The 23,636-nt window shown below is 58.9% G+C and carries 22 protein-coding genes and 1 tRNA gene; 6 read left to right on the top strand and 17 right to left on the bottom strand.

All coding sequences use genetic code 11. From position 1 onward, the window contains the following. Nucleotides 1–36 precede the first annotated feature (36 nt). Genes ASG11_RS02915 through ASG11_RS02905 form a run of 3 tightly spaced genes read right to left on the bottom strand, consistent with a single transcriptional unit; the run spans nucleotide 37 to nucleotide 2,173 of the window. A complete protein-coding gene (locus ASG11_RS02915) occupies nucleotides 37–1,167 on the bottom strand; it encodes an HlyD family secretion protein (protein WP_082472556.1) in 1,131 nt (376 codons plus the stop codon). Next, nucleotides 1,164–1,583 carry a PaaI family thioesterase gene (locus ASG11_RS02910; RefSeq protein WP_055774948.1) on the bottom strand — a complete coding sequence of 140 codons (420 nt, stop codon included), beginning with the start codon at nucleotides 1,581–1,583 and terminating at the stop codon, nucleotides 1,164–1,166. The genes ASG11_RS02915 and ASG11_RS02910 overlap by 4 nt, the downstream gene beginning before the upstream one ends. Continuing rightward, nucleotides 1,580–2,173, bottom strand: coding sequence for a TetR/AcrR family transcriptional regulator (locus tag ASG11_RS02905; RefSeq protein WP_055774945.1), 594 nt, complete (start codon nucleotides 2,171–2,173; stop codon nucleotides 1,580–1,582). The genes ASG11_RS02910 and ASG11_RS02905 overlap by 4 nt, the downstream gene beginning before the upstream one ends. 126 nt (nucleotides 2,174–2,299) lie before the next feature. Between ASG11_RS02905 and ASG11_RS02900 the strand changes: the two genes are divergently transcribed. Then, nucleotides 2,300–3,850: a DHA2 family efflux MFS transporter permease subunit gene (locus ASG11_RS02900; protein WP_055774942.1), complete on the top strand. Its 1,551-nt coding sequence runs from the start codon at nucleotides 2,300–2,302 to the stop codon at nucleotides 3,848–3,850. A 1,623-nt stretch (nucleotides 3,851–5,473) separates the two neighbouring features. On the opposite strand, the gene ASG11_RS19065 is transcribed toward ASG11_RS02900, so the two are convergent. From ASG11_RS19065 to ASG11_RS02870, 7 genes are all read right to left on the bottom strand, one after another. Next, nucleotides 5,474–6,523: a type ISP restriction/modification enzyme gene (locus ASG11_RS19065; RefSeq protein ID WP_201781255.1), complete on the bottom strand. Its 1,050-nt coding sequence runs from the start codon at nucleotides 6,521–6,523 to the stop codon at nucleotides 5,474–5,476. Next, entirely contained in the window at nucleotides 6,505–8,679 is a 2,175-nt protein-coding gene (locus tag ASG11_RS02885; protein ID WP_201781254.1) for an N-6 DNA methylase, read from the bottom strand. The genes ASG11_RS19065 and ASG11_RS02885 overlap by 19 nt, the downstream gene beginning before the upstream one ends. A gap of 36 nt (nucleotides 8,680–8,715) precedes the next feature. Next, the gene (locus ASG11_RS02880; RefSeq protein ID WP_055774933.1) at nucleotides 8,716–9,834 is read right to left on the bottom strand and encodes a tyrosine-type recombinase/integrase; all 1,119 of its coding nucleotides are present in this window, start codon (nucleotides 9,832–9,834) and stop codon (nucleotides 8,716–8,718) included. Beyond that, nucleotides 9,831–10,316 carry a helix-turn-helix domain-containing protein gene (locus ASG11_RS18580; RefSeq protein WP_156363624.1) on the bottom strand — a complete coding sequence of 162 codons (486 nt, stop codon included), beginning with the start codon at nucleotides 10,314–10,316 and terminating at the stop codon, nucleotides 9,831–9,833. Before ASG11_RS18580 ends, ASG11_RS02880 begins: the two co-directional genes overlap by 4 nt. An 11-nt stretch (nucleotides 10,317–10,327) precedes the next feature. Continuing rightward, nucleotides 10,328–10,495: a helix-turn-helix domain-containing protein gene (locus ASG11_RS02875; protein WP_055774930.1), complete on the bottom strand. Its 168-nt coding sequence runs from the start codon at nucleotides 10,493–10,495 to the stop codon at nucleotides 10,328–10,330. 110 nt (nucleotides 10,496–10,605) lie between these two features. Beyond that, entirely contained in the window at nucleotides 10,606–11,406 is an 801-nt protein-coding gene (locus tag ASG11_RS18575; RefSeq protein ID WP_156363623.1) for a hypothetical protein, read from the bottom strand. 371 nt (nucleotides 11,407–11,777) lie between these two features. Further along, the gene (locus ASG11_RS02870) at nucleotides 11,778–12,170 is read right to left on the bottom strand and encodes a hypothetical protein (RefSeq protein ID WP_055774927.1); all 393 of its coding nucleotides are present in this window, start codon (nucleotides 12,168–12,170) and stop codon (nucleotides 11,778–11,780) included. A gap of 1,424 nt (nucleotides 12,171–13,594) precedes the next feature. On the opposite strand from ASG11_RS02870, the gene ASG11_RS18570 reads away from it, so the two are divergent. After that, entirely contained in the window at nucleotides 13,595–14,128 is a 534-nt protein-coding gene (locus tag ASG11_RS18570) for a hypothetical protein (RefSeq protein ID WP_156363622.1), read from the top strand. Nucleotides 14,129–14,227: 99 nt separating this feature from the next. Here ASG11_RS18570 and ASG11_RS18565 read toward each other — a convergent pair whose 3' ends face one another. Then, complete coding sequence (locus tag ASG11_RS18565) at nucleotides 14,228–14,785, bottom strand: hypothetical protein (RefSeq protein ID WP_156363621.1); 558 nt, start codon at nucleotides 14,783–14,785, stop codon at nucleotides 14,228–14,230. Nucleotides 14,786–14,857: 72 nt separating this feature from the next. After that, nucleotides 14,858–15,121 (bottom strand): hypothetical protein, encoded by a 264-nt coding sequence (locus tag ASG11_RS19145; RefSeq protein WP_156363620.1) that lies wholly within the window; start codon nucleotides 15,119–15,121, stop codon nucleotides 14,858–14,860. A 217-nt stretch (nucleotides 15,122–15,338) separates the two neighbouring features. On the opposite strand from ASG11_RS19145, the gene ASG11_RS02865 reads away from it, so the two are divergent. Further along, the gene (locus ASG11_RS02865) at nucleotides 15,339–15,572 is read left to right on the top strand and encodes a hypothetical protein (RefSeq protein ID WP_156363619.1); all 234 of its coding nucleotides are present in this window, start codon (nucleotides 15,339–15,341) and stop codon (nucleotides 15,570–15,572) included. 1,290 nt (nucleotides 15,573–16,862) lie between these two features. On the opposite strand, the gene ASG11_RS18555 is transcribed toward ASG11_RS02865, so the two are convergent. Beyond that, complete coding sequence (locus tag ASG11_RS18555) at nucleotides 16,863–17,210, bottom strand: hypothetical protein (protein ID WP_156363618.1); 348 nt, start codon at nucleotides 17,208–17,210, stop codon at nucleotides 16,863–16,865. On the opposite strand from ASG11_RS18555, the gene ASG11_RS02855 reads away from it, so the two are divergent. Next, entirely contained in the window at nucleotides 17,209–17,823 is a 615-nt protein-coding gene (locus ASG11_RS02855) for a hypothetical protein (RefSeq protein ID WP_055774918.1), read from the top strand. The two genes, ASG11_RS18555 and ASG11_RS02855, sit on opposite strands and share 2 nt — an antisense overlap. A gap of 1,742 nt (nucleotides 17,824–19,565) precedes the next feature. On the opposite strand, the gene ASG11_RS02845 is transcribed toward ASG11_RS02855, so the two are convergent. Next, complete coding sequence (locus tag ASG11_RS02845; protein WP_055774912.1) at nucleotides 19,566–19,964, bottom strand: VOC family protein; 399 nt, start codon at nucleotides 19,962–19,964, stop codon at nucleotides 19,566–19,568. Nucleotides 19,965–20,202: 238 nt separating this feature from the next. Between ASG11_RS02845 and ASG11_RS02840 the strand changes: the two genes are divergently transcribed. Next, a complete protein-coding gene (locus ASG11_RS02840) occupies nucleotides 20,203–20,646 on the top strand; it encodes a hypothetical protein (RefSeq protein ID WP_055774910.1) in 444 nt (147 codons plus the stop codon). A 98-nt stretch (nucleotides 20,647–20,744) separates the two neighbouring features. Here ASG11_RS02840 and ASG11_RS02835 read toward each other — a convergent pair whose 3' ends face one another. From ASG11_RS02835 to ASG11_RS02825, 3 genes are all read right to left on the bottom strand, one after another. Next, nucleotides 20,745–21,050, bottom strand: coding sequence for a hypothetical protein (locus tag ASG11_RS02835; protein WP_055774907.1), 306 nt, complete (start codon nucleotides 21,048–21,050; stop codon nucleotides 20,745–20,747). A gap of 43 nt (nucleotides 21,051–21,093) precedes the next feature. After that, nucleotides 21,094–22,326 (bottom strand): tyrosine-type recombinase/integrase, encoded by a 1,233-nt coding sequence (locus ASG11_RS02830; protein ID WP_055774904.1) that lies wholly within the window; start codon nucleotides 22,324–22,326, stop codon nucleotides 21,094–21,096. Nucleotides 22,327–22,500: 174 nt separating this feature from the next. Then, nucleotides 22,501–22,587: transfer RNA gene (locus tag ASG11_RS02825), tRNA-Leu, on the bottom strand. Between the two features lie 101 nt (nucleotides 22,588–22,688). Between ASG11_RS02825 and ASG11_RS02820 the strand changes: the two genes are divergently transcribed. Continuing rightward, entirely contained in the window at nucleotides 22,689–23,624 is a 936-nt protein-coding gene (locus ASG11_RS02820; protein ID WP_055774903.1) for a complex I NDUFA9 subunit family protein, read from the top strand. The last annotated feature ends 12 nt before the right edge of the window (nucleotides 23,625–23,636 follow it).

The raw sequence follows: 23,636 nt of genomic DNA, 5'->3' as shown, positions 1-23,636 counted from the left end.
CCAGCAGCCGTCCCGATCGTACCGCGTACGGCCCGGTTACTGCACCCGCACCCGAGCCGTAACCGACAGGCCCGACCGCAGCCGGCCGAGCATGGCCTGATCGGGATCGAGCCGGATCCGGACCGGAATGCGCTGCACGATCTTGGTGAAATTGCCGGAACCCGGCTCGAACGGCAGCAAGGCGTATTCCGAACCCGATGCCGGCGCAAAACTCTCGACCCGGCCGGTCAACTCGCCGCCGCCCAGGGCATCGACGGAGATTGATGCCGGCTGGCCGACACTCATGTGCCGCGTCTGGGTCTCCTTGAAGTTGGCGATCACGAAATAGCCCCGGGTCGGCACGATCGTAAGCAATCGCGTGCCCGGCTGCACGAAATCGCCGGTCTGGGCCTGGCGATTGCCGACCACGCCGGAAATGGGCGCCCGGATCAGAGTGAAATCACTATCTTGCCGCGATAGCGCCAGCGTGGCGCGGGCGCGGGCTTCCGCGGCCTGCGCGCGCGCCAGTTCGGCCACCAGCACCGGGCGGCGGGCATGCGCGACCGCGGCCTGCTCGAGCGTCACATCGCGATCGGCGCGCGACCGGTCCCGCGCGGCGTCCGCCCCGATCGCATCGGCGCGCACGCGTTCGGCGTCGCGGCGCGTGGCGAAACCTAGGCCGACAAGAGCCTCGAACCGGGTGCGATCGCTCGCCGCGCGGGCATATTCGGCCTCCGCCGATCCGATCGACGTACGCGCGACACGCACCCGCGCCGCGGCCAGCCCCTCGTCGGCAGCAAGCGCGGCAAGCGCCGCGCGTGCGGTGGCGACGCCGGCAGCGGCATCGGCGACGCCGGCCTCCGCCGCCGCGCGCCGCGCATCGTATTCCTGCGCGTCGATCCGGATCAGCGGATCGCCCGCGCGCACGATCTGATTATCGCGCACCAGCACCTCGGCGATCAGCCCGCCGACCCGCGGCGCGACGGACGTGCTGTCGGCCTTTACGAAAGCGTTGTCGGTCACTTCGCTGGTGCGCGGCCCGAGCAGGTAGAACAGGCCGGCAGCGGCGATCGCCGCTGCGATCAGCCCGATGATTATCGGTCGGCGCACCCCGGAGCTGCGTCGCCTGGGCTGGGCGTCGGTCCTCGGCGCATCGGTCTGCAGGGCCTTGGCGGTCACGGCCGTCATGGCGTGATGACCAGCAGCGTCGATGTCGCGGATGCCATCAACTTGCCCGCCGCATCGACGATCCTGGCCTCGGCAAAGGCGACGCGACGCCCGACCGACAGGATCTTGCCCTCGGCGCGGATCGGCCCGGTCGCCGCCGTCATCGCTCGATGATAGGCCACCTTCAGCTCCAGGGTGGTATAGCTCTGGCCCTCGGCGAGCTTCGAATGTGTGGCGATGCCGCAAGCCGAATCGAGCAGAGTCGCAGCATAACCGCCATGGACCGTGCCAAGCGGATTGTAGGTCCGCGCGTCCGGATGACCGACGAACACCGCGTGACCGTCACCCACCTCGATCAGTGCAAAATCGAGCGTACGGCCGATCGGCGGCTGGTTATCGGTCGCGATCATCGTGCGTAACTGCTCGAGACCGGTCATGTCCGCACGCCCAGTTTCAGACGATGCTTGAGGTCCATTTTCGCCGCGCCGAGGATCGCATCGGACTGCTCCGGCTCGGCAACCGATCGCGCGAGCGCCAGCGCACCCACCAGTTGCGAAAGCATCGCCGAAGCCGTCGCCAACGGATCGGCCACCCCATGGCGATCGAGCGTGTCCGCCAACCAACTGGTCAGCGTCGCCGTCCCCCTGCCGAACCGCTCCCGCGAGATCGTGCCAAGGCGCGGAAGATCGGAGGCCAAAGCAGCCAGCGGGCAGCCATGTTCCCGCGCATCGCGGTGCGCCGACGAGAGATAGAAATCCACATAGGACGACAAGGCGGCGGCCGGATCGCGTTCGGCCAAGCCACGATCGAAACGTGCACGCGCATCTTCGAACATCGTGCCGATCGCTTCCGCGATCAGATCGTCCTTGGACGCGAAATGCGCGTAGAATCCACCATGGGTCAGCCCCGCCCGCGCCATCACTCCGCCGACCGCAACCCCCGCCGGCCCCTTGGCCCGGATTTCGCGCGCCGCCTCCTTCAACACGCGGGCGCGGGTCACGGTCTTGTGTTCGCCATCATAGCGCATGGCCTTGCCTCCGATCTTTATATGATGCACATAATATAAACCGCTGGGATGAGGCAAGGGGTGAACGTGACGACCATTGCTACCCCCGTCCCCCAAGATGCGCGCCAAGCCCCCCCGATCGATCCAATGACGCTGCCGGACGCCACCAAGTTCCTGATCTTCGGGATCATGGCGTTCGGGCAGTTCATGGCACTCGTCGATATCCAGATCGTCGCAGCATCGCTGAACGAGGTTCAGGCGGGCCTGGCGGCGGGGCCGGACGAGATTTCGTGGGTGCAGACCGCGTATCTGATGGCCGAGCTGGTGATGATCCCGTTCGCCGCCTTTCTCGCCCAGGCGATGTCCACCCGCTGGCTGTTCGCGGCCTCGGCCGGGCTGTTCACGCTGGCGAGCGCGTTGTGCGGAACGGCATGGAGCATCGAATCGATGATCGTGTTCCGTGCGATCCAGGGCTTTGTCGGCGGCGCGATGGTGCCGACGGTGTTCGCCACCGGCTTCGCGATGTTCTCGGACAAACAGCGCGCGATGATCCCGGCGATCCTGGGTATGGTCTCGGTCCTCGCGCCAACGCTCGGGCCGACATTGGGGGGGTGGATCACCGATGCGGCCGGGTGGCGCTGGGTCTTCTATGTCAACGTTCTGCCCGGCGCGATCGTCACCGTGCTGGCGATCACGGTGATCCGCGTGGATCGCCCGAACCCAAAGATGCTCGGCCGAGTCGATTGGATCCATCTCGGGTCGATGGCGGTGTTTCTGGGCGGGCTGGAATATGTGCTGGAGGAAGGGCCGAAAGACGGGTGGTTCGACGACGCGGACATCGCCGCGATCGCATGGATCGCGCTGGTCGCGTTCGTCCTGTTCCTCGAGCGATCGTTCCGTTCCGACGGGCCGATCGTCAAACTGACGCCGTTCCGCAAGCCGACGTTCGCCTTTGCCTGTCTGTTCAATCTGGTGATCGGCTTCGGCATCTATGCCGGGACGTATCTAGTCCCGCTCTATCTCGGGCGGGTGCGTGGCTATACCGCATCGGACATCGGCACGACGGTGTTCATCGCCGGGGTCACCCAGTTCCTCGGCGTACCGATCGCCGCCGGCCTGTCGCAGCGCGTCGATCCCCGGATCATGATCACGTTCGGGCTGGTGCTGTTCGCATGCGGGCTGTGGCTGTTCTCGTTCATGACGCCGGAATGGGGCTTCCACGCGTTGCTCTGGCCGCAGGCGGTGCGCAGCTTCGCGATCATGCTATGTATCGTGCCGAGCGTCGGCCTGGCGCTGAACGGGTTCGAAGGCCCCGAGCTGCGCTACGCATCCGGACTGTTCAATCTGATGCGCAATCTGGGCGGGGCGATCGGCATCGCATTGGTCAATACCTGGTTGCAGGATTGGACACGGCTGCACGCGCTACGGCTGAGCGAGACCTTGGGGACGATGCCGCGCATGGCGAGCGATACCGTCGCCGAAGTGGCGCGCCGGATCGCCGCGACGACGCCCGATCCCGATCGCGCACTCGCGATGGCGCAGGCGATGTTCGGCCAGATCGTCGGCCGAGAAGCGCTGACCCTGGCCTTCAACGACGTGTTCCGCACGATGGCCTGGCTGTTCATCGCGGCATTGGTGATGGTGCCGTTCTGTCGCCCACCCAAGCAAGTGGGTAGCGCAACGATCGAGGCCCATTAGGTTAATGAAATAAGGTCTCGGGCAATAACTTGCGGCAACGGGAAAGACGTCCGTGCAGACGTTCGGTATCTGGAACCCGTAACAAATCCCCACGGATCATCGTCTTCCGATGGAGAGACCAGCGACCAACCGTGCAACCATCGGCGAAGAACGCGCCACCGTCCCGACGATCTGGACGAATGCGGTCGGTGCCGTACGCTTGGCGGCGACATGGCTTGCGCAAATCTGTTATGCGAAAATATTGCGAGCAATCGAAAACGGCCGCCCAGCCTTGGAAATCGAACTCCTCACCCGCCAAAACGTCCTGATCCGGTCAATGACGTCCGCCTTGCGCTGAACGCGAAACTTGCTCGCCAGCGCCTCAGGATCGCTGCCGGCTAAATAGTCCGATCTGGAGCGCAGGAACGTTTTTTCGGTATGGCTGCGTTAGACATGGCTCGGGTGAGGTTGGGTCGACGCCCGTGCCATGCCCTTAGGCCTCTACTGCACCAGAACACTCGGCCGGCCTCGAAAAAGTGCAGGTGGCCGCGACTATCGCGCTGATCTTCGGCTCCACACCCGGCGTGCCAGTCGCCGCTGCACTTGCTCTGGCAGTGGCCGAGTCATACGACAGCTATCATCGCCCTGTTATTAGGCAGCAGTGTCGTGACGGATCCCTTCTCATCGGCGCATTTTCTCCCTATCGCGACGCCATCGGCTCCGGTGTCCCGTCACCCTGATCGATGGAGTGGAGGCGCACCGCTGGTCGCTCGACCGGCTCGTCCGTCCGATCGAGACCCTGATCGCCGATCTGCAGAGCTCCATGACGCTTGGAAATGGCGATGCCTTGCTGTCGGGCTGGCCGGAGATGCGCCGACGGCGCGGACGGGACAGGAAATCGTGGTGGAACATGATGCCCTGTCGCCGATCCGAACGCGGCTGGTGGCGGAGGTGCCGGCATGAGGCGCGCGCGGATTAAGCCATGGCGGCCAAGCGATGTGGGATCTGTCGACCGACGGCACGACTGCATTCACCAATTCACTGAAAAATGCTGTAAAACCTGCGGTTTGATGGACGTCTCCGGACCTCGCCGGAAACGCCCTGGTGCCAGAAGAGGCACCTAACCTGCCCACTAAGCAATTGATTATAAACTCTTTTAGTTCATCGTTTTGTGGAAAGGCCCCCAAATAGGCCCCCACCGTTGAAATTCATTTCGCTGAGGCAAGGGTCCGGTGCGCGAATATCGCGATACCCAGGGTGGATCCGTTTCGGCTTTTTCGATGGTTTCGGAAGCGTTAATCGGCTGTGATGATCTACAAGGTGTCCGTCGCGTAGGGTTTGGTCATTTGCGATTTAAATCCGTGCCCATTCCGCTTCTAGCTGTGCTGGCGTTTTCGAACGTGGCGGTCACTTTGCTTTCGCGCGCGGCTTGGATGTTGGCGAGGAGGAGCGGCGTAACGTCGCCTTGGCAAAGCCAGCGCGGGTTATAGTAATCATCCGCCTCGAAACCGAATTCCCCGTGCGGGCGTGGACGTCTAGCTTGGGGCGGCGGTGCCGATCAGTGCGGCGGCACGATCGATGATGATCAAGGCTCCTAACCGTCGAACAGAAGCGGCGGGACGTTGGGTGTTAGGTTGCGTATTGTCATCCGTCGCCAATCGCCGCACCGTCCAAGGGCAACTCGATTTCGTGCATGATGCGATCCGTCTCGGCCAGAATCTTGATGATTTTCTGGTAGTGGCGAATGTCATTCCAACTTAGGGCGCGGCCCCTGCGGTCCTTCAACCACTTCTGTGCTGGCTGATAGCCGCCGATATGGAACCCCCAAGCCACGGCGGGCACATTCTCGAAATACTGCTCCGCGTTGATCCACACTCGTCCCCCAAAGTACCTTGGCTTTCCCACCCCGCCGTCGCGGTCGCCGTGGAACGGATAGGGCGTATCGCCAATGGCAGCTTCTTCCATCAGGTGCAGGCGGCGCAGCGCCTCTCCCTTAGCGCTGACATCGGCGAACACCTCAGGCGAGGGCGGGAAGGGGACACGCGGGAAGTCGATTTTCAGAAATGCGGCATACGTCTCGCGATAGGCCGGGCAATGCAGCACGCCGTAGATGTAGTCGAGCACCTTGACCTCATCGGGGCGTGCACCGCCCGTGGCCTTGCGGAAGGCTTCACTGCCATCGGGCGCGGCTGGGGTGCCGGTGAGGCCCGCCGTCTTGCGTATTCGCGCATACAGCTTCTTATCGAAATTGACCCGAATGGTTTGATCTAGTGTGCCTTTCTCGGGGATAAGATACAGCGGCATGTTATATGTAATGTCGTATGCGCTGAATGCCTTGTGCGCTGCGATGCTATCGCCCACCAATGCTCCAATTTCGTCCTTTGTTTGGCGCGTCATCATGAGGTTAAGATTGCAAGGAGTTGTGAGGTGGCGCATCACGCTTTCGCGCCATCGCCAAAGTAGTCGATTGTCGAAATACGTCCAACGTGTATCGAATGGTCGATAAGAGATTGGGACAATCAGTGCTTCGTCCAGGGAAACTTTAGATCGCCCGTCAACCACCCAATCAGCGTAGTTTTTTCCTAACCCATAACGCGTTTTCAATTCGGATGCGCTGCAGCCTGAGTTGAGCAGATAATCGATGTTTGTTTTTATTTGAGCTGGGCTATCAGCGATTATAAAACCGTCACCCATAGTGACGATTCCGGTGACATTGACTGGCATAAGTTCTGCGACCGAAAAGCTTCGTAATATGCGACTTCCAAACCGTAGTCGCGTATTACGAAAGGATATTGCGGTGCTTTGTGAGGTAGCGGCGTAGCGGCAAGCTGAGCTTTGGAACTCTCCCAAAGCTGGGCATACTTGCCCTCGCGTGTTCCCCAAACTTCGCCGTGGCGGACCGCCGCCAGCGGCTTAGGCGTCTTAGTCTTGTTCCGATGTTTTACGGCGATGATGATCGCGACACCTTGCATAATGTCGAATACATTCTTGTCTGGCGAGCCGTCTGGGCTGACTTCCTTTTTGTTGGCATTGCCGTGCAAGTCCAACACGTGGATCTGATCAAATGTCTGCATCAGGTGCCAGCGCATTCCACGAAAAGTCGGGTTATCCAGATAACCGTGGTTAGTGATAAAGCCTAAAACGCCTTCGCCGTTCTGCTCAATCATGTGTTCGGCAAGGCGCAAGAACTTCACATAGTCATCTTGCAACCAGTGCTTGCGTTCCCCGAAGTGGACGCCATCAACATATTTGTAGTCCTCGATCTTATCGCTGATCCATTTTCCGTTGTTCTGGCTAATTCCTGAATAAGGCGGGTTTCCGATCACGCACATTATGGGCGTCTGGCGCTTGATGTCGCTGGCGGATTTGGCTTCCTCGGCAATTGCCCGGGAGAGGCCGAACAGGGTCTGTTCCACCCGCTCGCCTTCCTCAAGGCTGTTGGTAAGATATACGCCAAGGCGAGGCGGACTGGCCGATGGCTTGTAGCCTAGTCCAGTGAGGATCATGTCCAGCTTCATGTGGCACATGGCATAGCTGGCCATGAGCAGCTCGAACCCGTGGAGGCGCGGGATCAGGTCTTTTTCGACATAGCTGGACCACTGGCCCGGCGCGATGCCCTTCACCCGCTCCGCCACCAACTTCACCACTTCGGCGAGAAAAGTGCCGGTGCCGGTGGCGGGATCAAGAATCTGGACGCGGTGTACTGCCTTGCGGATCGTGGCGGGCTTGCCAGTCTTGTCGTTCTGGCCGGTGTCCCAATCGATGGTAATGCGGCTGGTGTCGGCCAGCCCGTCAGCCAGCCCGAACTCGGTTTTCAGCACCTCGTCCACCGCCCGCACTATGAAGTTCACAACCGGTTCGGGGGTGTACCAGACGCCACGCGCCTTGCGTTTGGCCGGATTATATTCCGCGAGGAACACTTCATAGAAATGCAAAAACGGGTCTTGACGCGCACTGACCTTGCCGAAGTGCCTCAGCACCTCGCCCATATTGACCGCCAGAAACACGTTGCACAGTTCATCGATCACCCGGCGCAGGCGTTCGTCCAGATTCGGCCCGGCGATGTAAAGAAACAGTTCGCGCAGGAACGGGTTGGACTTGGGCAGAAGATTCAGCGCCTCACTCCGCGTAAAGGTGGCGGGCGTCTCATCATGCAGGCGCGCTGCAAACAAGCCGTAGGCTATCGTTTCGGCGTAGATGTCGGCAAAGTCCTCCACGGTGATATCGTGGATCAAATTGGTCTTGAACGCCTCATATTGGCCGATCAGGTCGCTTGGCTGGCTACCGCCTTCCCGTGCTTTCACATCCGCCACCAGCGCACGGCCCATAATGTCCTTGATGATCGCAGCCTTGCCCGCCATCATTTCGGCCAGTCGCTTTGAGGACGTGATGGTGAGCGGCGTGGCGCTGGCAAAATCACTCAGCCGGTTTTTTAGCAAAAGAAAGTCAGCAGGGCGTGCGGGCAGGGTTGGAATCAGATCGGCAATGGTAATAAAATCTACCACCTCGCCTTCGCGGATGAACTCGAAGTCCAACCCGTTGGTGTAAATCAGGTTCGGTAGACCCTTTTTGTATCGTTCCTTTTGGGCCTTACTGTAGTCGTTAGCTGCGAATTTTCGCACATCCTTGCCAATATCTTTGGCCTCGCACCAGCCAATAGCCACCTCGCCCCGATTGAACACAAAGTCAGGCGCGCCAACGTCTGTCAGGTGCTTGGGTTCATTGATAACCGTGATGTCTGGCGCAATCGATCCGAACAGGCGGGCTAGCGCCGGGCGGAAACTGTGTTCGGTGGATTGCCCGCTGGCGTAGAGGTTGCGGATTTCAGTCAAATAACCTTGAATATCCATGTTTCCGCCCCTGGTTGCGGATATGGCGTAGCGACTTCAACTGGCCTCCGACAAGAGCGAAGGTTGATTGGCCTTCAACGAAGCTAGAACGCTTTCCAGCGCCGCAATATGGGCATTGGCGGGAACCTCACGCTGGCGGCTGGCGGTCCGGATCAACTCACCTTGCCGATGGGTCGGTACGTTGCCGTAGCTCGTGAAGGTCGTAAGCACGTCGGCATGGCCAAGGTTTTGCGACCACGCCTTCATTTCTTCGGCAGAAAGGCCAAGTGACATGGCGTGATGCACCAGCATATCGCGCAAGCTGTGCGGGTTGAAATAGGGCAGATCCGCCGCCGTGAACGCTCGCCGGAATATGTCGCGGATCGGCGATGTCGTGGCCCAGCCATTTCGTGATAGCCCGGTTGCAAGAAAGCCACCGGCCTGGCCTAGCCCCATTTGCGACGCAGGGAACAGCGGATCGCTCGCGCTCCACAAATGATCGCGGGCCAGTTCGACGCACCATGCCGAAAGGGTTGCGAGCGCGTCGCCGCCGATCGGCATGAAATACGTCCTGAACGTCTTCGCGAATTTGGTCCGCACCGCTCGCGCATCTTGTTCAACATAGCCGCCTGCGACATCCACGTGGCGAAGCTGGAAAGATGCGAGCGCAGCGACCCTAGCGCCGGTGAGCGCGGTGAAGGCCATAAGCGCACGATCGCGTCGCTCCAATGCCGTAGCGACCGGCATGGCCGACAGGACATGGTGAACCTGTTCCAGTGTCGGCACGCGTTTCTCGCGGACCGCTGTGGCGACTGCGACGTCCTTGTGACTGAGGTTGAAATAGTCGGCGTCGGCATATTGGATATGCGATTTAAAGCCCGGGACGTGCGCCAGCCAAAAGAAGAACGCGCGCAGGTCGCGCATCGTTGCGTTAAGCGTCGCCTTGCTCAATCGTTCGCCGGTTCGCGCGTTAATGGCATCGGCAAGTTTAACCTTGAACGCCACCGCCTGTTCGCGGTGAAACCGCTTGAAGTCGCGCCCCTTCGTTGATTCCTCGAACCGCGCCAGCGACTTTGCGACGCCATCAATCGTGGCCTCGTCCTGCCGCTTCGCCTCCACGAGGTAATGAAAATATTCGCGCTTGATTCGCTCATTTGCCGGGTTGTGTTTCGTCATGTCGTCGGTTGCCTTTCCGCTTCACTGTTTAGGGAGGGCCGCGCGCTCCCCATTAGGCGTTGCGGTGCATCCAGAATCCGAATCTCGATTGACGGCATAATCCGGTGCAGATCGGCCTGGCGTGCGCGACGGTGCATCATGCCGCCGCACGTCTCGCACAGCGCGCGAAGATTGCCGGTGGCGGGATTTAGCGGCACATAATCGACCATTCCCAACGCGGGAGCGCACGGTACGCGGCACCGAAAACAGAAGATCATCCCCGGTCCGCACGGGCGCTTACGATCCGCATTTCGCCTAGTTAGGAACGCCCGGACAATTGCACCTTGAAACAGGATTGGGCGGGCAGTGTCGATCGGCTTCAGGCCGCCGCGTTGCCATTCGCGGACGGTGTTGGGGTGAACGTTCAGGCACACCGACAATTCCGGCACGCTGTAGCTACGGTGCAGCTTTACCCGTTGCGGGTTTGCGCGGCGCGTCGCCATCGCAGATCGTCTCAGACCTGCCCGTTGATCAAGCGCCGGATCGAGTCCGTTTTGATCAACATGCGACGCCCGAGCTTGAATGCGTCGAGCCTACCTTCTCCAATAAGCGCGTAAATAGATGTTCGACCAAGGCTCAGTACCTTCGCCGCGTCGTTGATTGAAATTGCTAAAGGTTCCATGATGGTCGCTCCATTGCCCGCATGAACACCAGCGGACGCGATCGATCATTTCTCGCATGCAAGATTTCGCGGCTAGTTTCGCGGCGATTTCGCGGCGATTTCCCGCGAAATTATTTTGGTCCAGTTTTTCGCGGCCCCATCAATTGACGCATGCGGTCGCGGGAAACGTGATTTTCGGGATAGTTCGAGCGAACCAGCGCCACCAGATCGGCCTCACTTAACAAGTCTCGAACTTTAGAACGCTTCTCCCACCATTCTTTCAGCACCGCGTCGGCCAGCGGTGGTCTGACTCCAAGCGATAGAGCTTCAGAAACAACCGCTTGGAAAGACACCAAGGCGTTGAGCGACTCGCGCAAGAAGTTTACGCTCGAAAGGGTGATGAAGCGAAGGCCGTCCGGTGAGCGGCCCTTCCCAGAAAATTTGCCAAGCTCCCAATCTTGCGCACTTGAGCCATTCGAAGTGAAACCTTCCCAAAACCAAAGCGGGATATCCCATTCTCGTTGTTCCCAACTGTTCTGCACTTCATAGCGATCGCCTTTGAACGCCTCAGCGTGGACAGCGCGTGCAGTTAGAAAGCCGAGTCGTGCTTGCTCTATAACCGCCGTTCCAGCTTTTCCCGGTGTTATACCCCCGCGCTCATAGGCGAATTGTCTCGCCCCCTTTGCCGGAATCCACTCTGGCGAACCGGCCACAGAAAGACCGTGCGCGACGACTCCACGCCGCTCGACCGGCAACATCTCCAGTAGGCCAGACAGACCGAAAGTGACGCCAAAAGCCTGCCAGTGAGCGGAATGATCTATCCATGTTGAAAAATCGCCAGACACCCAATCTTGATCGAGCGCTTCGTGTCCTTCGGCCCCCCAAAATTCCTGCGGCACTTCAACGTCTTCCTGTCGCTCGTCATCGATCAAAAGAACGCTAGCCCGAGCTTTTACTAGTCCCGCTCGAAGCCGCGAGCATATTGACGTGTTTGAGCCAGCCAAACTAAGCGCCGTTGCAACACCGATCCACTGTTCTGTCATAAGGTCTAATATGTTTTACGATTGTGAGCTCGCAAGGCACGCCGCCCATAGTTGCAGGATATTGAATTTGTCGATTTCTCGCCAGAACAGCCGTTATCCCTCGGAACCGCTCTGGGGCGCTTTTGGTTGCAAATTCGATCGCACGGAACGTCTGTCATTGGGCGTTTCCGGCCTGTCCGCCTTCGGGAGGGCGATCGCTCGCGCCGAACGTCCGCTTGTGGTGGAAGGTGGACGGCAGCTTTCGTCCTTTGCCGATGGCGCTAAGCCACCCTCCGAAAACAAATCTCGACGTTGCCGCTTCTGATCGAGCATGCGGTCGAAGCACCTCTCTCGTTGTCCATTATTATCTCTGCGGGTTTTTTGATGCCCGTCGTGTCGAGTACGTAGAGGTCGCCTATGATCGATTTTGTGGAAAGAAACCGCTTACCCTTGCCTGTCCACAGATCATACGGCGCGTGAGAGTTCCCGTAGGAGATCGCGCCGTTTCGCACCGTGATGACCGATCCACTATCGCTGTCTCTGAATGTTCCCTCCTCCAATTTCGGGATTTGGGAAGGTCTTATCAACGAGACTATCGCGATCAGAATGCAAAATATCATAATGGCGGCGAGGTATTTGAGAGGCAGGCTTTCCAGCCGCAACGGCTTCTGCATGCGCTTTTCCCCAAAGCGTCGGTGGGAAAACTTTGCCCAACCGTCGTGAGCATACGGTAGTTTTTTGGGTTGCGCGATCATGTTTGAAATGACCGAGTTTGGGCGTTTTTGGCTTGACCTCCTACAGCATCGCGACCGGATACCCAGAACGGTCAATTGTGATGGTTAGCTGCCGTTCGCGCGAGCAAATACAATGTCATCTCCATTCGTATCGTCACTGATCTCGATCCTACTTGGCTTCGGAACATTGTCCAGCCGCAGCTTTAAGGGATTGCCGTTCCGCTTGACGAACAGCCCACGTTCGGTCGCGCCGACGTAACTCTCTGGCAAGCTGTAACGCGCCGCATTGTCGTGCTCGACGACATAGGCAACTTCTCGCCCTCCTTGAAGTGTTAGCCGCCCATCGCGAAGCCGCACCGCCCCACAGCAGGCACTGCTGTAGACCCCATTGGCCGTGCTGACGGGCAGCCTTGGCGGAAACGCATCCAGTAAAGCGGCATGCCGATAAAAATCACCGCGACCAGGGCAACGCGGAGGAGGAACGTCCGGCTCATTCCGCTGCTATGCTCCAAATGCGATTGAAAGCAACGTCTGCAGTTGGGCGTTTCCAACCTGTCCGCTTTTGACGCCATCGTCTGCCATGCTGAACGACCGATTGTGGAGGAAAGCAATTTATCCGCTTTGAAGCCCGAGACGGCCAACGCCGTAACTTCAAAACAGGCCTTTTCACATTCCAGCCGACCTCCACACAACGGCGCTGCTTACATAGGCCGCTGGCGATGACTTGTCTTCGGACCCACCCCACGCGGGCCTGCCGGGTACCCGGCTCGAACGCTACGAAGAGGCGGCCTGCGCTGTGAGGCAAAGCCGCCCATTGCGCGAGATAGGTCTTGAGAACCACCTGATCGACCGGTGTGCCGTTCCACAGAAAGTCACCGTCAACCGGCACACGAAGGGTGTAGCCGTTTAGAAAGCCGGTCGAACCGTCGAACGGAAGCCCGGCGGGACCGCTCTTTTGGTCGCCGCCTTCCGACGTGCTGGCGCTGCTCGGCAATGCGAAACCGCCTAACACCATCGCCGTAGCTATGATCCTGTATCTCATTGAATTTCACTCTAATGCACTAGCCGTGCCTCGGCTATCGGGAACGCCGAAGCAGACCCGCTATGACCGGGTTCGGGGCGTTTGCGGCCTGTCCACTATCGGCGCGGGCCGTTTCCGTCGCCAACGACCGGAAGAGGTGGGAAGCGGCCATTGCTTTGACCATTCATATGCCTGCGACCATCCGCTGCTCGGCGACTAGCGGACGTTCGCCCGACGGTCATACCAACCGCTAATGCCAACACTGATCCAATAGGCGGCCACCGTCCAAAAGAACACTTTTCGGTAGTTCGGCGACCAGAACCCTAGAGCATCCGCGCATAAAATGACACTGCCGAACAGAAGCAGCGGAACCAATATCGTCAGATGGGCGGGTGAGGTCAGGGCCTTTATTATTCTGCGCATGGGACAAGCTCCTCGGGAGCCTGAACGTCCGCAATTGGGCGTTTCCGGCCCGTCCGCTTTCGGGAAGGCGATCGATCGCGCTGAATGTCGCATTGTGGTGGAAAGCAGACATTTGCCCACGAAGATGATAAGCGTGCTACCGATGTTTACAGTCCGCTACAGCGCCACGATCTCGCGCAATCATATCAGCCTGACCAACACATCGACGGGCGAAACTATCGCGCGAACAGCGTCGAAGGCGTTTTCGTCAGAAGCGCATTTGATATCGGATCAGGAAGGTGCCGCATCGTTCGCGGGCGATTTAATCCGACAGATCGAAGGACGCGGTCGGTGGCTACGTATCTTCCCAATCATATCAGTGAAGATCGCCGGAGAACCTCTGGCGCGGCAAGATTTCGATGACGTCCGTCGCCTCTTCCACGAACAAGGTTTTGTCCGAGTGAAAGTGAAATAGCCCGCGAAAGTCCGCAAATGGACGTTTACGGCCTCTCCGCTTTCGGGAGGGCGACCTATCGCACGGAATGTCACATTTTGGTGGAAAGCGGACATTGCCTTAGGGCTTATCAAAGGCTTCCACTTGACGTGCGGCAGGACACGCGTGCGGCGCAATTTCAAGCTTCACGATTTCACGTCGGCCGTAAGCCGGACTGGCAACGAACGAGACTCGCACTCTGGAATCTGCTCGAACTGCGCCTCCAGCCGTGGAAACTGAGTGAAATGCCGGGCGCACTTCTCCCGCACCATAACTGAATACGAGGCCGCTAACGCTCCATTCTTCATTGCCTGCGGTAGTCTTAGTTCCGTAAGGAGAGCCGGGGCGAAAATATTCTAAGCAGCCCTCTGCCACCTGTATTTTGCGTGCCACGACGGCATTGCGAATTGCGGCAGTATCGCGAACGTCGGTCGCGATGCCGTAGGTGCAGATTGCAACCCATACGGTCGCAAATATCGGTAGTGAGCGACGCCAGCGCCAACGCCTTCTCACTGCCAGCCAAGCCAACATCGCGAGAAAGACGCCAACGAGCGCAAAGATCGCGATAAACCAATATGCGGGGTGGATCAGTGCTGGCTGCCGGGTAAGATCGAAGACGGTGTTGAAGGACCGGTGCATGGTCCGAGGCTAAGCTTCGGGTCGAATGTCCGCAACTGGGCGTTGCCTGGCGTTCAGGCTGCCGCCGTGCGCTTATGATCGAGAGCGCAGATATTCCGCAATGATCAACGACAGCAGCGAACCGATGAACACCCAAAACGATATGTGGTAAGCATGGGCAGTCCAAGCAGATATAATTTTGGGCGGTCCAAGATCAGAAAACATTACTCCGGACAAGCAACATTGCGGATCATGCAATTCGCTGATCGCTTTTTGCTTCAAAAATAGATTTGCAACGATGGATACCGCCGCGATAGCGGGAAGCGTCTTACGCGATGCGCTATAGATCAACCCCATCGCGTCTCATCCCCGTCACGACACAAAGAGGATCAGGGATAGGAGCGTTGTTGAATGTCTGCAATTGGGGCGTTTCCGGCCCGTCCGCTTTCGGGAAGGCGATCGATCGCGCTGAATGTCGCATTGTGGTGGATAGCGGACATTCGTGCTCTACGATGAGCGTATGTCGCTCCCGCCTCGAATAATCCTCCATTCACCCATAGCAGACCACGCAGCCTTGGCGGAATTCGTCGAGCGCTGTCTCCGGGACGGTGTTCGTCTCATATCCATTACGGGTGACGATGCCGAGAAAGTGGAACTTGAGGTTGATTTGCTGGTGATCGGCGACGGACGCAACGAGGGGCGGTTTTTGGTCACAGCGGCCCACCCCGGCGAACCGCTTAACGAAGTGCTGGAATTTGCATCATCTTGGGTTTGCGACCGCGAAGGTCTGCTTGAAGTTCGGCTCTGATGTCGATGTCCGCTATTGGATGTCAGCGGACTGAGGTGGCCCCCCAAATTGCCTGACAGGGTCTTGCTCTTGGATAAGCGATCCGTCGGTCCTCGGATCGCGATTGATCGCGCAGAACGTCCGATCGTGGTGGTTATCCGACAGTCAGCTTTTATACCTCGCGGTCGCCGTTGGGTTGAGCCGGTAGCCCTTTGCTGTCCTGATGAGATCGCGGCGTAGCGGTATGGTGCGACGATCTAATATTGGAAGCGATAGAACGTCCGGCCATCGTGCAGCTATGTCGCGCATGCCTTGTTGCCGAAAGCTGCGAGCCTGCGCTTCGTTGCGTCCTCGCGCAAACATGATCCAGACTTGCCCAATGTGATCCGACTGATCCATTATCGTCGCCCAATTCTCCTCGTCCTTCGCTCCCTCCCATACGGCGGCGTGAACGCTCATCTTAGCCAGTGGCGACGCCTCCGCCGTGGAACGAAGCTCCTTATCACTCGCGGCGTCTAGATGGCCGCCTGCCGCCGTTGCGGTTGTACGCAAGATCGTGAGGAGGGCGGCGCGATCCTTCGCGGTCGGAAGGGCAACTTCGAACGCAGCTACTGTTTCGTTACTTGTCGGCTGCTCCCTTACACTACAGCCCGCCATCGCGAACGGCAGTACCAAAGACCGAAATCGTATAAACATTCCGAGACGCTACTCCAAGCTAGAGCGCCGTCAACCCGTCCGCATCAGCCAGTGAGCAGTGTCCGCAACCGGGGCGTTAGCGGATCGTCCGCTTTAGAGCAGCCGTTTATCGCGCTGTATGTCGCTTTGTGGTGGTTAGCTGCCATTTTTGCGTCGGCTGCTCGCTTTTGTCGCGCTCTCCGTAGCGCGATATTCAGACGGAAGCATATGCTTCCCTTGTCGATCGTATAATCGATCAGTCCTTGTCGCGAATGCCTTAAGCCGTAACCAAGCCCGACAACCTACAAATATCAACCATAGTATATCGAACACTATTATTATCATCGAAGGCAACGACGATGAAATCCTTATTGGCCGAGGTGCAAACAGCACGACAGCAAGCCAAGGCGTAGCTCCAACAAGGAACGATATTCTCCCCCTTGTGGTGAACGGCTGTTGATCTAAATCACGATCAACGAAGCGGATAAGATGAGAAAATATGTTCACGGGTGTCTTTTCGCACGTTTCTCAAATGACCGCTATTGGGCGTTAGTGGCCTGTCCGCTCTCGGGATGGCGATTGACCGCGCTGTAGGTCGCATTGTGGTGGAAAGCTGCCGTGGTGTTGCTTGAGAAATTAGGGGTTCTTGCCGGTGGCAACCGCCACCACAACGCCGATCAACTCAAGAGCGAAAAGCGTGCCAGCGAAGGCAAGAAAGCCAAAGAAATAGCCAACAATCAATGAGATGAGAAAATTGATTGCGTAGGCTTTTAGGCGTGGCTTCGTCCAGCGCGCTCCCATTTCCGACCTTTCGATGCGTCCTGCGGTGCTAATATTAGATGCGTTTCGGTAGTAAATGAATGTCGTCTTGTGGGGCGTAAGCCGCCCGTCCGCTTTCGGGATGGTAACCAGGCACGCTGAACGTCTTATTTTGGTGGAAAGCGGACCTAGATCGCCGGAATTGTAGGGCGTACGGCGGGTCATGGCTTTCACCCGTCATCCCATAGCCCAAGCCGATCTCGTAGACTTGTTACTGTCTCGCAACGGCAGCAGAACCTGCATTACCACTGTTGATGGCGAACCCATGAAGGTCCGAGAGGTCGAAGTGACAGATCTACCTACTGCGGTTGAGTGGGATCATTACGCCGCGCTCGGAGGCGTCGGCCTAAGCGCAGAAGATGGAAAATATTTCTTTTACTCCACGGAAATTGACACGGTCGAGGATAGCGACACCGGTCGCATCATCTTCGCTCGGAATGTCGGAACGATCACGCTAAGTGTGTTGCAGGCTCGCTTGGCGAATATACTGCTGGTGGAAGAAGCGTCCGCACCCGACTGGTTTGCCGTCGAGCAGCTTTGCCAGGAGCTGGACCGCGAGCTTGACGCATCTGGGGATGATGTTCCCGAGATCGTGACGCATTTCCTTTCCGACGCCGACATTCGTGCGCGTGATCGCCGCTATGGAGACACTCAGCGAGAGGCGATCCGTTTGTACGTCGCGACCGGCAAATACGATGATGGAGTGGCATTGCCGTGGTGGGGGTGCTTGGCGCTGCTTGTCTTGATCGGGGCTATGATTGCTTGGGCTTCTGCCTAGCGGAATGTCCGCAATTAGGCGTTTTCGGCCTGTCTGCTTTCGGGATCGCGATTGATCACGCTGAATGTCGCGTTGTGGTTGAAAGCGGGCATTGGCGAAATGCCATTGAGTACGTAAACTAGGCAGATGCGTAGTCCTGTCGTCACGATCCTAATTTCCGCAGCGCTGGCAGAATCCGGATGCACCTATGGCGAAGAGAAACTGCCTGACTGCTTGAGCGAAAATGTCGGACCAAGCGTCAAGGTTCTGTCTCACCTGCCGTCCATCGGTGGGCCTGAAACCATTATACAGCACTCCCTCTGTAGCACCCATGCCGATCGCCTGATCCAAGCTGAAAGGGCGCTTACCAGCGGAGGATTCAGCCATGTTCGTCACACGGCAGAGATAGGCGAGTGTTTGGACGTCGACGTTCATGGTCAAGTTTCGGCATCAACGATAAAAGAGCAGGTTGAAATCATATGCACAATCGCGGCCGCGTCGCGCGTCGATTACTCTGATTGGAGTGGGAACATCGGCGGGCGCTTTGTTTTCGTGCATGGCAAATACGTGTCAGTGCGCGCTCATAGGTAGTAAACGCCGTAATTATCTGGCCCACTCGACGAATGTCCGCTTCTGGGCGTTTCCGGCCCGTCCGCTTTTGGGAAGGCGATCGATCGCGTCGAACGAGCGTTTGGTGGAAAGCCGGCGTAGATCAAACTTGCCTGATGACGCGTCGGCCCGCCTGAAATGCGTCACCTTCTCGAAGGCGGTAGCACTCGGCACATAGTATACCGATGCCGCCCGGCACCTCTACGCTGCCCTCGATCCAATTGCCTCCATGATTATCAAGATATGCGTCGCACTCGCCGCACCAAGCATCGCGGAGGTCGTCTCTACCTTTGGATGGGTAGCTTACAAAACCGATCGTGTTTGGCCGGGACGTCTTCAATATATGCTTACAGACGAAGGTAATCGGCTGGTCGCCGTGCTGACTACAGGCATACACATCATCGCTCATCCGCACGCCTCACCACACAGGAGGCCTATGATAGCGGCTGGACGGGATGTCTGCTATTGGGCGTAAGCGGATTGTCCGCCTTCGAGATCGCGATCGGTCGCGCTGAATGTCCGATCGTGGGAATGGTGGACACTACCCTATGGCTGTTGCCCGGCATGCAACCAGGATAGGGCCGCCTTTCTATCGCTGCACAGCGCCATACCGGGTCTGAGCGAACAAAGCCGATAGATTTGCCGCGCAAGCAAAGGCGAAGCCCCGAAATATGCCACGCGCCTTGCCGCTAACTCTGTTCGCGCTGGATCCATAATCTCTTGTGCCAAAGCGGCAATTGTATCGGGCGATGCAACCTTAGCCTCCGTCAGATCGATCAAACGGCTGTGGCCTCCGGATAATTCGCCCAGTTCAGGTAGACGCGTATCGAGCCGGGCCGATAGGCGAAGTACCTGCTCGACATCTAGATAGCCGACCGCCGCGCAAATAGGATTGAGCTTGAACGGTTCACTGCGGTTAATGGCATGGACGCTCACCTTAATACGTCCGCTTCGGTACAAATCTTGGCTTAATTGATCGTAAACAGGACAGTTATTGGGCCTCGCCGAATGTCCAAGGTTGGGCGTATGCGGCCTGTCCGCTTTTGATAGGGCCGTGTGACCTGCTGAATGTCGCATCGTGGTGGAAAACGGACATTCGCACGACCGCATGATCGAGGTCCGCCAACGTCAGAAGCGGACCCTTGCCGGACGGATCAGGCAGGAAAATGAATTCCGCACAGTTTGTTACCGTCGGGATCACGAAAATAGGCCAGTTCGATGGTGCCCATGGAGGCAGTTTCGCGCGGTCCGGGCGGAGCTTCGATCGAGGTTCCGCCAGCGGCGACGGCAGTGTCGTGAAGCTGCTTCACCTGCTCGGGCGAGTTGCACGAAAAGGCGACCGTGCTACCGTTAGCGACGCTTGCCGGTTCGTCGTTGATCGGCTGGCTGACGATAAAGTTAGTTCCGTTGCCATTATTGTAAATCAGACGTGTATGGCCGCTATCGGCGATGTTCCGCGCCCCTTCCCCTGCACCCAAGGTGCCAAGCACCGTGTCGTAGAAGCGCTTGGACCGTTCAATGTCGTTCGATCCGACCATGGTGTGAAAAAGCACGCATACTCTCCTGAAGCTTGATCGGCTGCCGATCGCCGTTAGCGGTCTTATCTAACCGGCACACAACCCGCAGTCACCCCTGGGCCCGCGGAATGCCCGCTATTAGGCGTTTTCGGCCGGTCCGCTTTCGGGATCACGACCGGAAGGGCGCCACGTCCGGTTGTGGGTGGTTAGGCGACAGTCCGCTTTTGAGAGCATGCGGGTGGCAAGGTGCCGTTGGACCGGCTAGGATCTTTCTGTGGAACTGACATTCGTAAAGCGCAGTGGCAAAACCGATGAACTGACCATCGTGCGGGGCGAGGGTCTGGCCGAAACGATCAAATGCCCAAAACAGGGTATCATTCCGCACGACATGGTGCATTACGGCGTCGAAAGCGTGCTTGCCCATCGCGGCTTCCTGTCGCTCGTAAAAGAAGGGCAAGCAGCCAGTTTCGCAACCGGCAGCGAAGAGAGTGAGGAGGCTGTTGAGCGTCTGGTCGAGACGTTTCAGGCCGAGATGTGGGGCGGGCGCGTCGCCGCAGCGGACCTGCTCGCCACGTATGTTCACGCCTGCAATGCTCGGGGGCACGCTGTGGCTGCCGTCTCTATCAGCGATGTCGAGGCGATCCGTAGTCGCCTTGATGAACTTACGCTGCAATGGGCCACGCTGCCGACGAATGAAGGACTAACCGTCCGCTTCTGATCGATGAGTCAGTGCTCGCGAACGTCCGCAAGCGGGCGTAAGCGGCCTGTCCGCTTTCGAGATCGCGATCGATCGTGCTGAATGTCTGATTGTGGTGGTCAGTTGCCGTTGGGGTTGTGTGACCGGAACGTCCGCAGGATCAAAATACCGAGCATAGCGACGAACAAACCGCCAAATCCAAGCATAGCAATAATAGCAGCTACTGCGGTCGGATCACTTATCTGCCCATTGTTCTTATCATACATCGGAACGCCGTAGCCGTAATGCACGACGGCCAGAACGCTCGCAAATACAAAGACAAGGGAGCCAGTAGCGGTCCACCACCTTCCAAGACGGCGGTAGAAGCTGGTCGGCTGCTTGCGTATCGTGCCAAGAGGGTTTTTGATCGGGTCAATCAATGCCATGTCGGGCAGCTTTGCTCATCCACACAATGACCGCAAGTGGGCGTTAGCAGCCGTCCCCCCCGCCAACGCGGCGAAGCAGAATGACCGAAGCCCCGTCGCGCAGCGTGTCGAGGTAATCGCTCCACCATTGAGCCATCTCAACCCTTTCCGGCCAATGCGCACCACGGTGATAAGCGGCGCGAACTTGATTGGCATCGGCATGCGACAGCGCCCGTTCGATCGCATCAGGGTTCCATTTGCCGCTTTCGTTCAAAAGCGACGATGCCGTCGAACGGAAGCCGTGCGCAGTCATTACGTTTCCGCGAAATCCCATCCGACGGAGTGCGCCGTTGACGGCATTTTCACACATCGGTTTCAGCGGCGAGCCCAGCTTTGGAAACACGTATTTACTGTGTGCGGACAGCGAAGCAGCTTCCCGCAAGATAGCAATGCCTTGACGGGATAACGGCACACGGTGCGGTTGCCGTTGCTTCATGCGTGCCGCCGGGATCGTCCACACCGCCGCGTCGAGGTCGATTTCGCTCCACTCAGCTTGGCGTACTTCTCCCGGACGCTGGAACACGTTCGCGGTGAAGCGCATAGCCAGCGCAGTGATCGGCTGGCCGGAATAGCTTTCGATCGCGCGCAGTAACCCGCCGAACGCGATCGGATCGGTTATCGCGGCGTGATGCTTTGGGACGGGCGAAACCAGCGCCCCTTGAAGAGCCTGCGCGGGGTCGCCGGTGGCGCGGGCGGTAGCCACCGCATACCTGAATACGCGACTGCAAAAAGATCGCAGCCGCCGCGCCGTCTCCCGTTGCCCGGCCTTCTCTGACTTCCGCAGAACCGCCAGAAGTTCGTGGGGGGTTATCTCGGCGATCGGGCGTGTTCCAAGCGATGGTGAAAGCTTTGTCAAAAGCCATCTCGTTTTGGCAACCGTCAGCTCTGCCCGCCCTTCGGCCTCCAGCTTTTCAATAAACTCTTCGGCAATTGCGCCGAACGTGTTCGCGGATGCGATTCGCTGCAAAACACGCGCATCGCGTTTAGCCAAGGACGGGTCGCTTCCCGCCTGAGCAGCTTTGCGCGCCTCATCTCGCTTCAGCCGCGCTTCCTTCAAGCCAACTTCGGGATAAGAACCCAGCGCCAACTTCTTTTCTTTACCGCCGATGCGGTACTTAAACCGCCACAGTTTCGATCCGGTGGCGGTGATTAGGAGATAGAGACCCTTTTCATCGGCCAGTTTCCGGTCGCTTTCCTCTGCCTTCGCCAGCCGGATTGCCGTGTCGGTCAACGCCATTATCGTCCCTTTCCCATCGGTGCGATTGGCCGCTCGCGAAAGGCCCCCAAAAAGGCCCCCGCTTTTCCGCGATTGTTAGCGAACGCCAGCAACCGGAGGCGGTCAATGAATGGGCTAAACTAGCGGATTTCTGTGGTTTTTTCAACCTATCGCGGGCGTCGGCGAATAGGGAAATGGTGCCCAGAAGAGGACTCGAACCTCCACGGCCTTGCGACCGCCAGCACCTGAAGCTGGTGCGTCTACCAATTCCGCCATCTGGGCACGGGGTAGGGGGCGGCCTTTAGGGGTGGGGCGACGGCCTTGTCAACACAGGCTTTGCTGGGGCAAGGGGATCGGCGGAAATAGTTGAGGCAGGCGGTGCGATGAAGGACAGGCTGGTTACGCTGATCGGAGGCGGCGGATTCGTCGGCCGCTACGTCGCGCAGGAACTGCTGAAGGCGGGTGCACGGGTGCGGATCGCACAGCGCGATCCCAAGGCCGCGTTCTACCTGAAGACGCAGGGCGGCCTGGGCCAGACGCAGTTCGCCGCCGTCGACGTGACCAAGCCGGAGTCGGTCGCACGCGCGGTGCACGGATCGGATGCGGTGGTGAATCTGGTCGGCATCCTTTCCGGCGATTTTCACAGGATCCAGGTCGAAGGCGCCGCCAATGTCGCCAAGGCGGCTGCAGCGGCTGGGGTTTCGGCGCTGGTACAGGTCTCGGCGATCGGGGCGGATGCCGAATCGCCGTCGGCTTACGGACGATCGAAGGCCGAGGGCGAGGCCGCGGTGCGGTCGGCATTTCCCGGCGCCACGATCCTGCGGCCCTCGATCGTGTTCGGGCGCGAGGACCAGTTCGTGAACCGCTTCGCGGCGATGATCTCGGCCGCGCCGGTCGTGCCGGTGTTGCGCGCCGGCGCGAAGTTCCAACCGGTCTATGTCGCGGATGTTGCCGAAGTTGTCGCGCAAGCGGTATCGCAACCCGATCGTTTCGGCGGCGAAACGTACGAGCTGGGCGGACCGGACGTGCTGACGATGGGCGCGCTGATTCGCTGGATCGCGCAGGCGATCGGACGTGATCCGACGGTCGTGGAGCTGCCGGATTTCGCGGGTTCGGCGCTCTCCAATCTCGGTTTCCTACCGGGCGCACCGATTACGCGGGACCAGTGGAAGATGCTGCAGACCGACAATGTCGTCTCCGGCACGGACGGGCTCGCCGCGTTCGGCATCACGCCCACACCGCTCGACGCCGTCGCGCCGGGCTGGCTGGTGCGCTATCGCCGCGAGGGGCGCTTCGGCACGCTCGGCCAGGCCGCCTGAGGCATCGGCGCC

The sequence above is a fragment of the Sphingomonas sp. Leaf357 genome (assembly GCF_001423845.1).
GTDB lineage: Bacteria > Pseudomonadota > Alphaproteobacteria > Sphingomonadales > Sphingomonadaceae > Sphingomonas.
The sequence above is the reverse complement of the archived record's forward strand: the minus strand, read 5'-3'. Positions and strand labels throughout refer to the sequence as shown.

Coding starts and splice junctions, on each gene's coding strand:
- ASG11_RS19065 (WP_201781255.1), bottom strand. CDS start 6,523: ATGGGTGACGGTTTTATAATCGCTGATAGCCCAGCTCAAATAAAAACA.
- ASG11_RS02880 (WP_055774933.1), bottom strand. CDS start 9,834: ATGACGAAACACAACCCGGCAAATGAGCGAATCAAGCGCGAATATTTT.
- ASG11_RS02820 (WP_055774903.1), top strand. CDS start 22,689: ATGAAGGACAGGCTGGTTACGCTGATCGGAGGCGGCGGATTCGTCGGC.
- ASG11_RS02910 (WP_055774948.1), bottom strand. CDS start 1,583: ATGACCGGTCTCGAGCAGTTACGCACGATGATCGCGACCGATAACCAG.
- ASG11_RS18555 (WP_156363618.1), bottom strand. CDS start 17,210: ATGACCCGCCGTACGCCCTACAATTCCGGCGATCTAGGTCCGCTTTCC.
- ASG11_RS02855 (WP_055774918.1), top strand. CDS start 17,209: ATGGCTTTCACCCGTCATCCCATAGCCCAAGCCGATCTCGTAGACTTG.
- ASG11_RS19145 (WP_156363620.1), bottom strand. CDS start 15,121: ATGGGGTTGATCTATAGCGCATCGCGTAAGACGCTTCCCGCTATCGCG.
- ASG11_RS02900 (WP_055774942.1), top strand. CDS start 2,300: ATGACGCTGCCGGACGCCACCAAGTTCCTGATCTTCGGGATCATGGCG.
- ASG11_RS18580 (WP_156363624.1), bottom strand. CDS start 10,316: ATGGCGACGCGCCGCGCAAACCCGCAACGGGTAAAGCTGCACCGTAGC.
- ASG11_RS02915 (WP_082472556.1), bottom strand. CDS start 1,167: ATGACGGCCGTGACCGCCAAGGCCCTGCAGACCGATGCGCCGAGGACC.
- ASG11_RS02870 (WP_055774927.1), bottom strand. CDS start 12,170: ATGCAGAAGCCGTTGCGGCTGGAAAGCCTGCCTCTCAAATACCTCGCC.
- ASG11_RS18570 (WP_156363622.1), top strand. CDS start 13,595: ATGACACTGCCGAACAGAAGCAGCGGAACCAATATCGTCAGATGGGCG.
- ASG11_RS02885 (WP_201781254.1), bottom strand. CDS start 8,679: ATGGATATTCAAGGTTATTTGACTGAAATCCGCAACCTCTACGCCAGC.
- ASG11_RS02835 (WP_055774907.1), bottom strand. CDS start 21,050: ATGGCATTGATTGACCCGATCAAAAACCCTCTTGGCACGATACGCAAG.
- ASG11_RS18565 (WP_156363621.1), bottom strand. CDS start 14,785: ATGCACCGGTCCTTCAACACCGTCTTCGATCTTACCCGGCAGCCAGCA.
- ASG11_RS02830 (WP_055774904.1), bottom strand. CDS start 22,326: ATGGCGTTGACCGACACGGCAATCCGGCTGGCGAAGGCAGAGGAAAGC.
- ASG11_RS02905 (WP_055774945.1), bottom strand. CDS start 2,173: ATGCGCTATGATGGCGAACACAAGACCGTGACCCGCGCCCGCGTGTTG.
- ASG11_RS02875 (WP_055774930.1), bottom strand. CDS start 10,495: ATGGAACCTTTAGCAATTTCAATCAACGACGCGGCGAAGGTACTGAGC.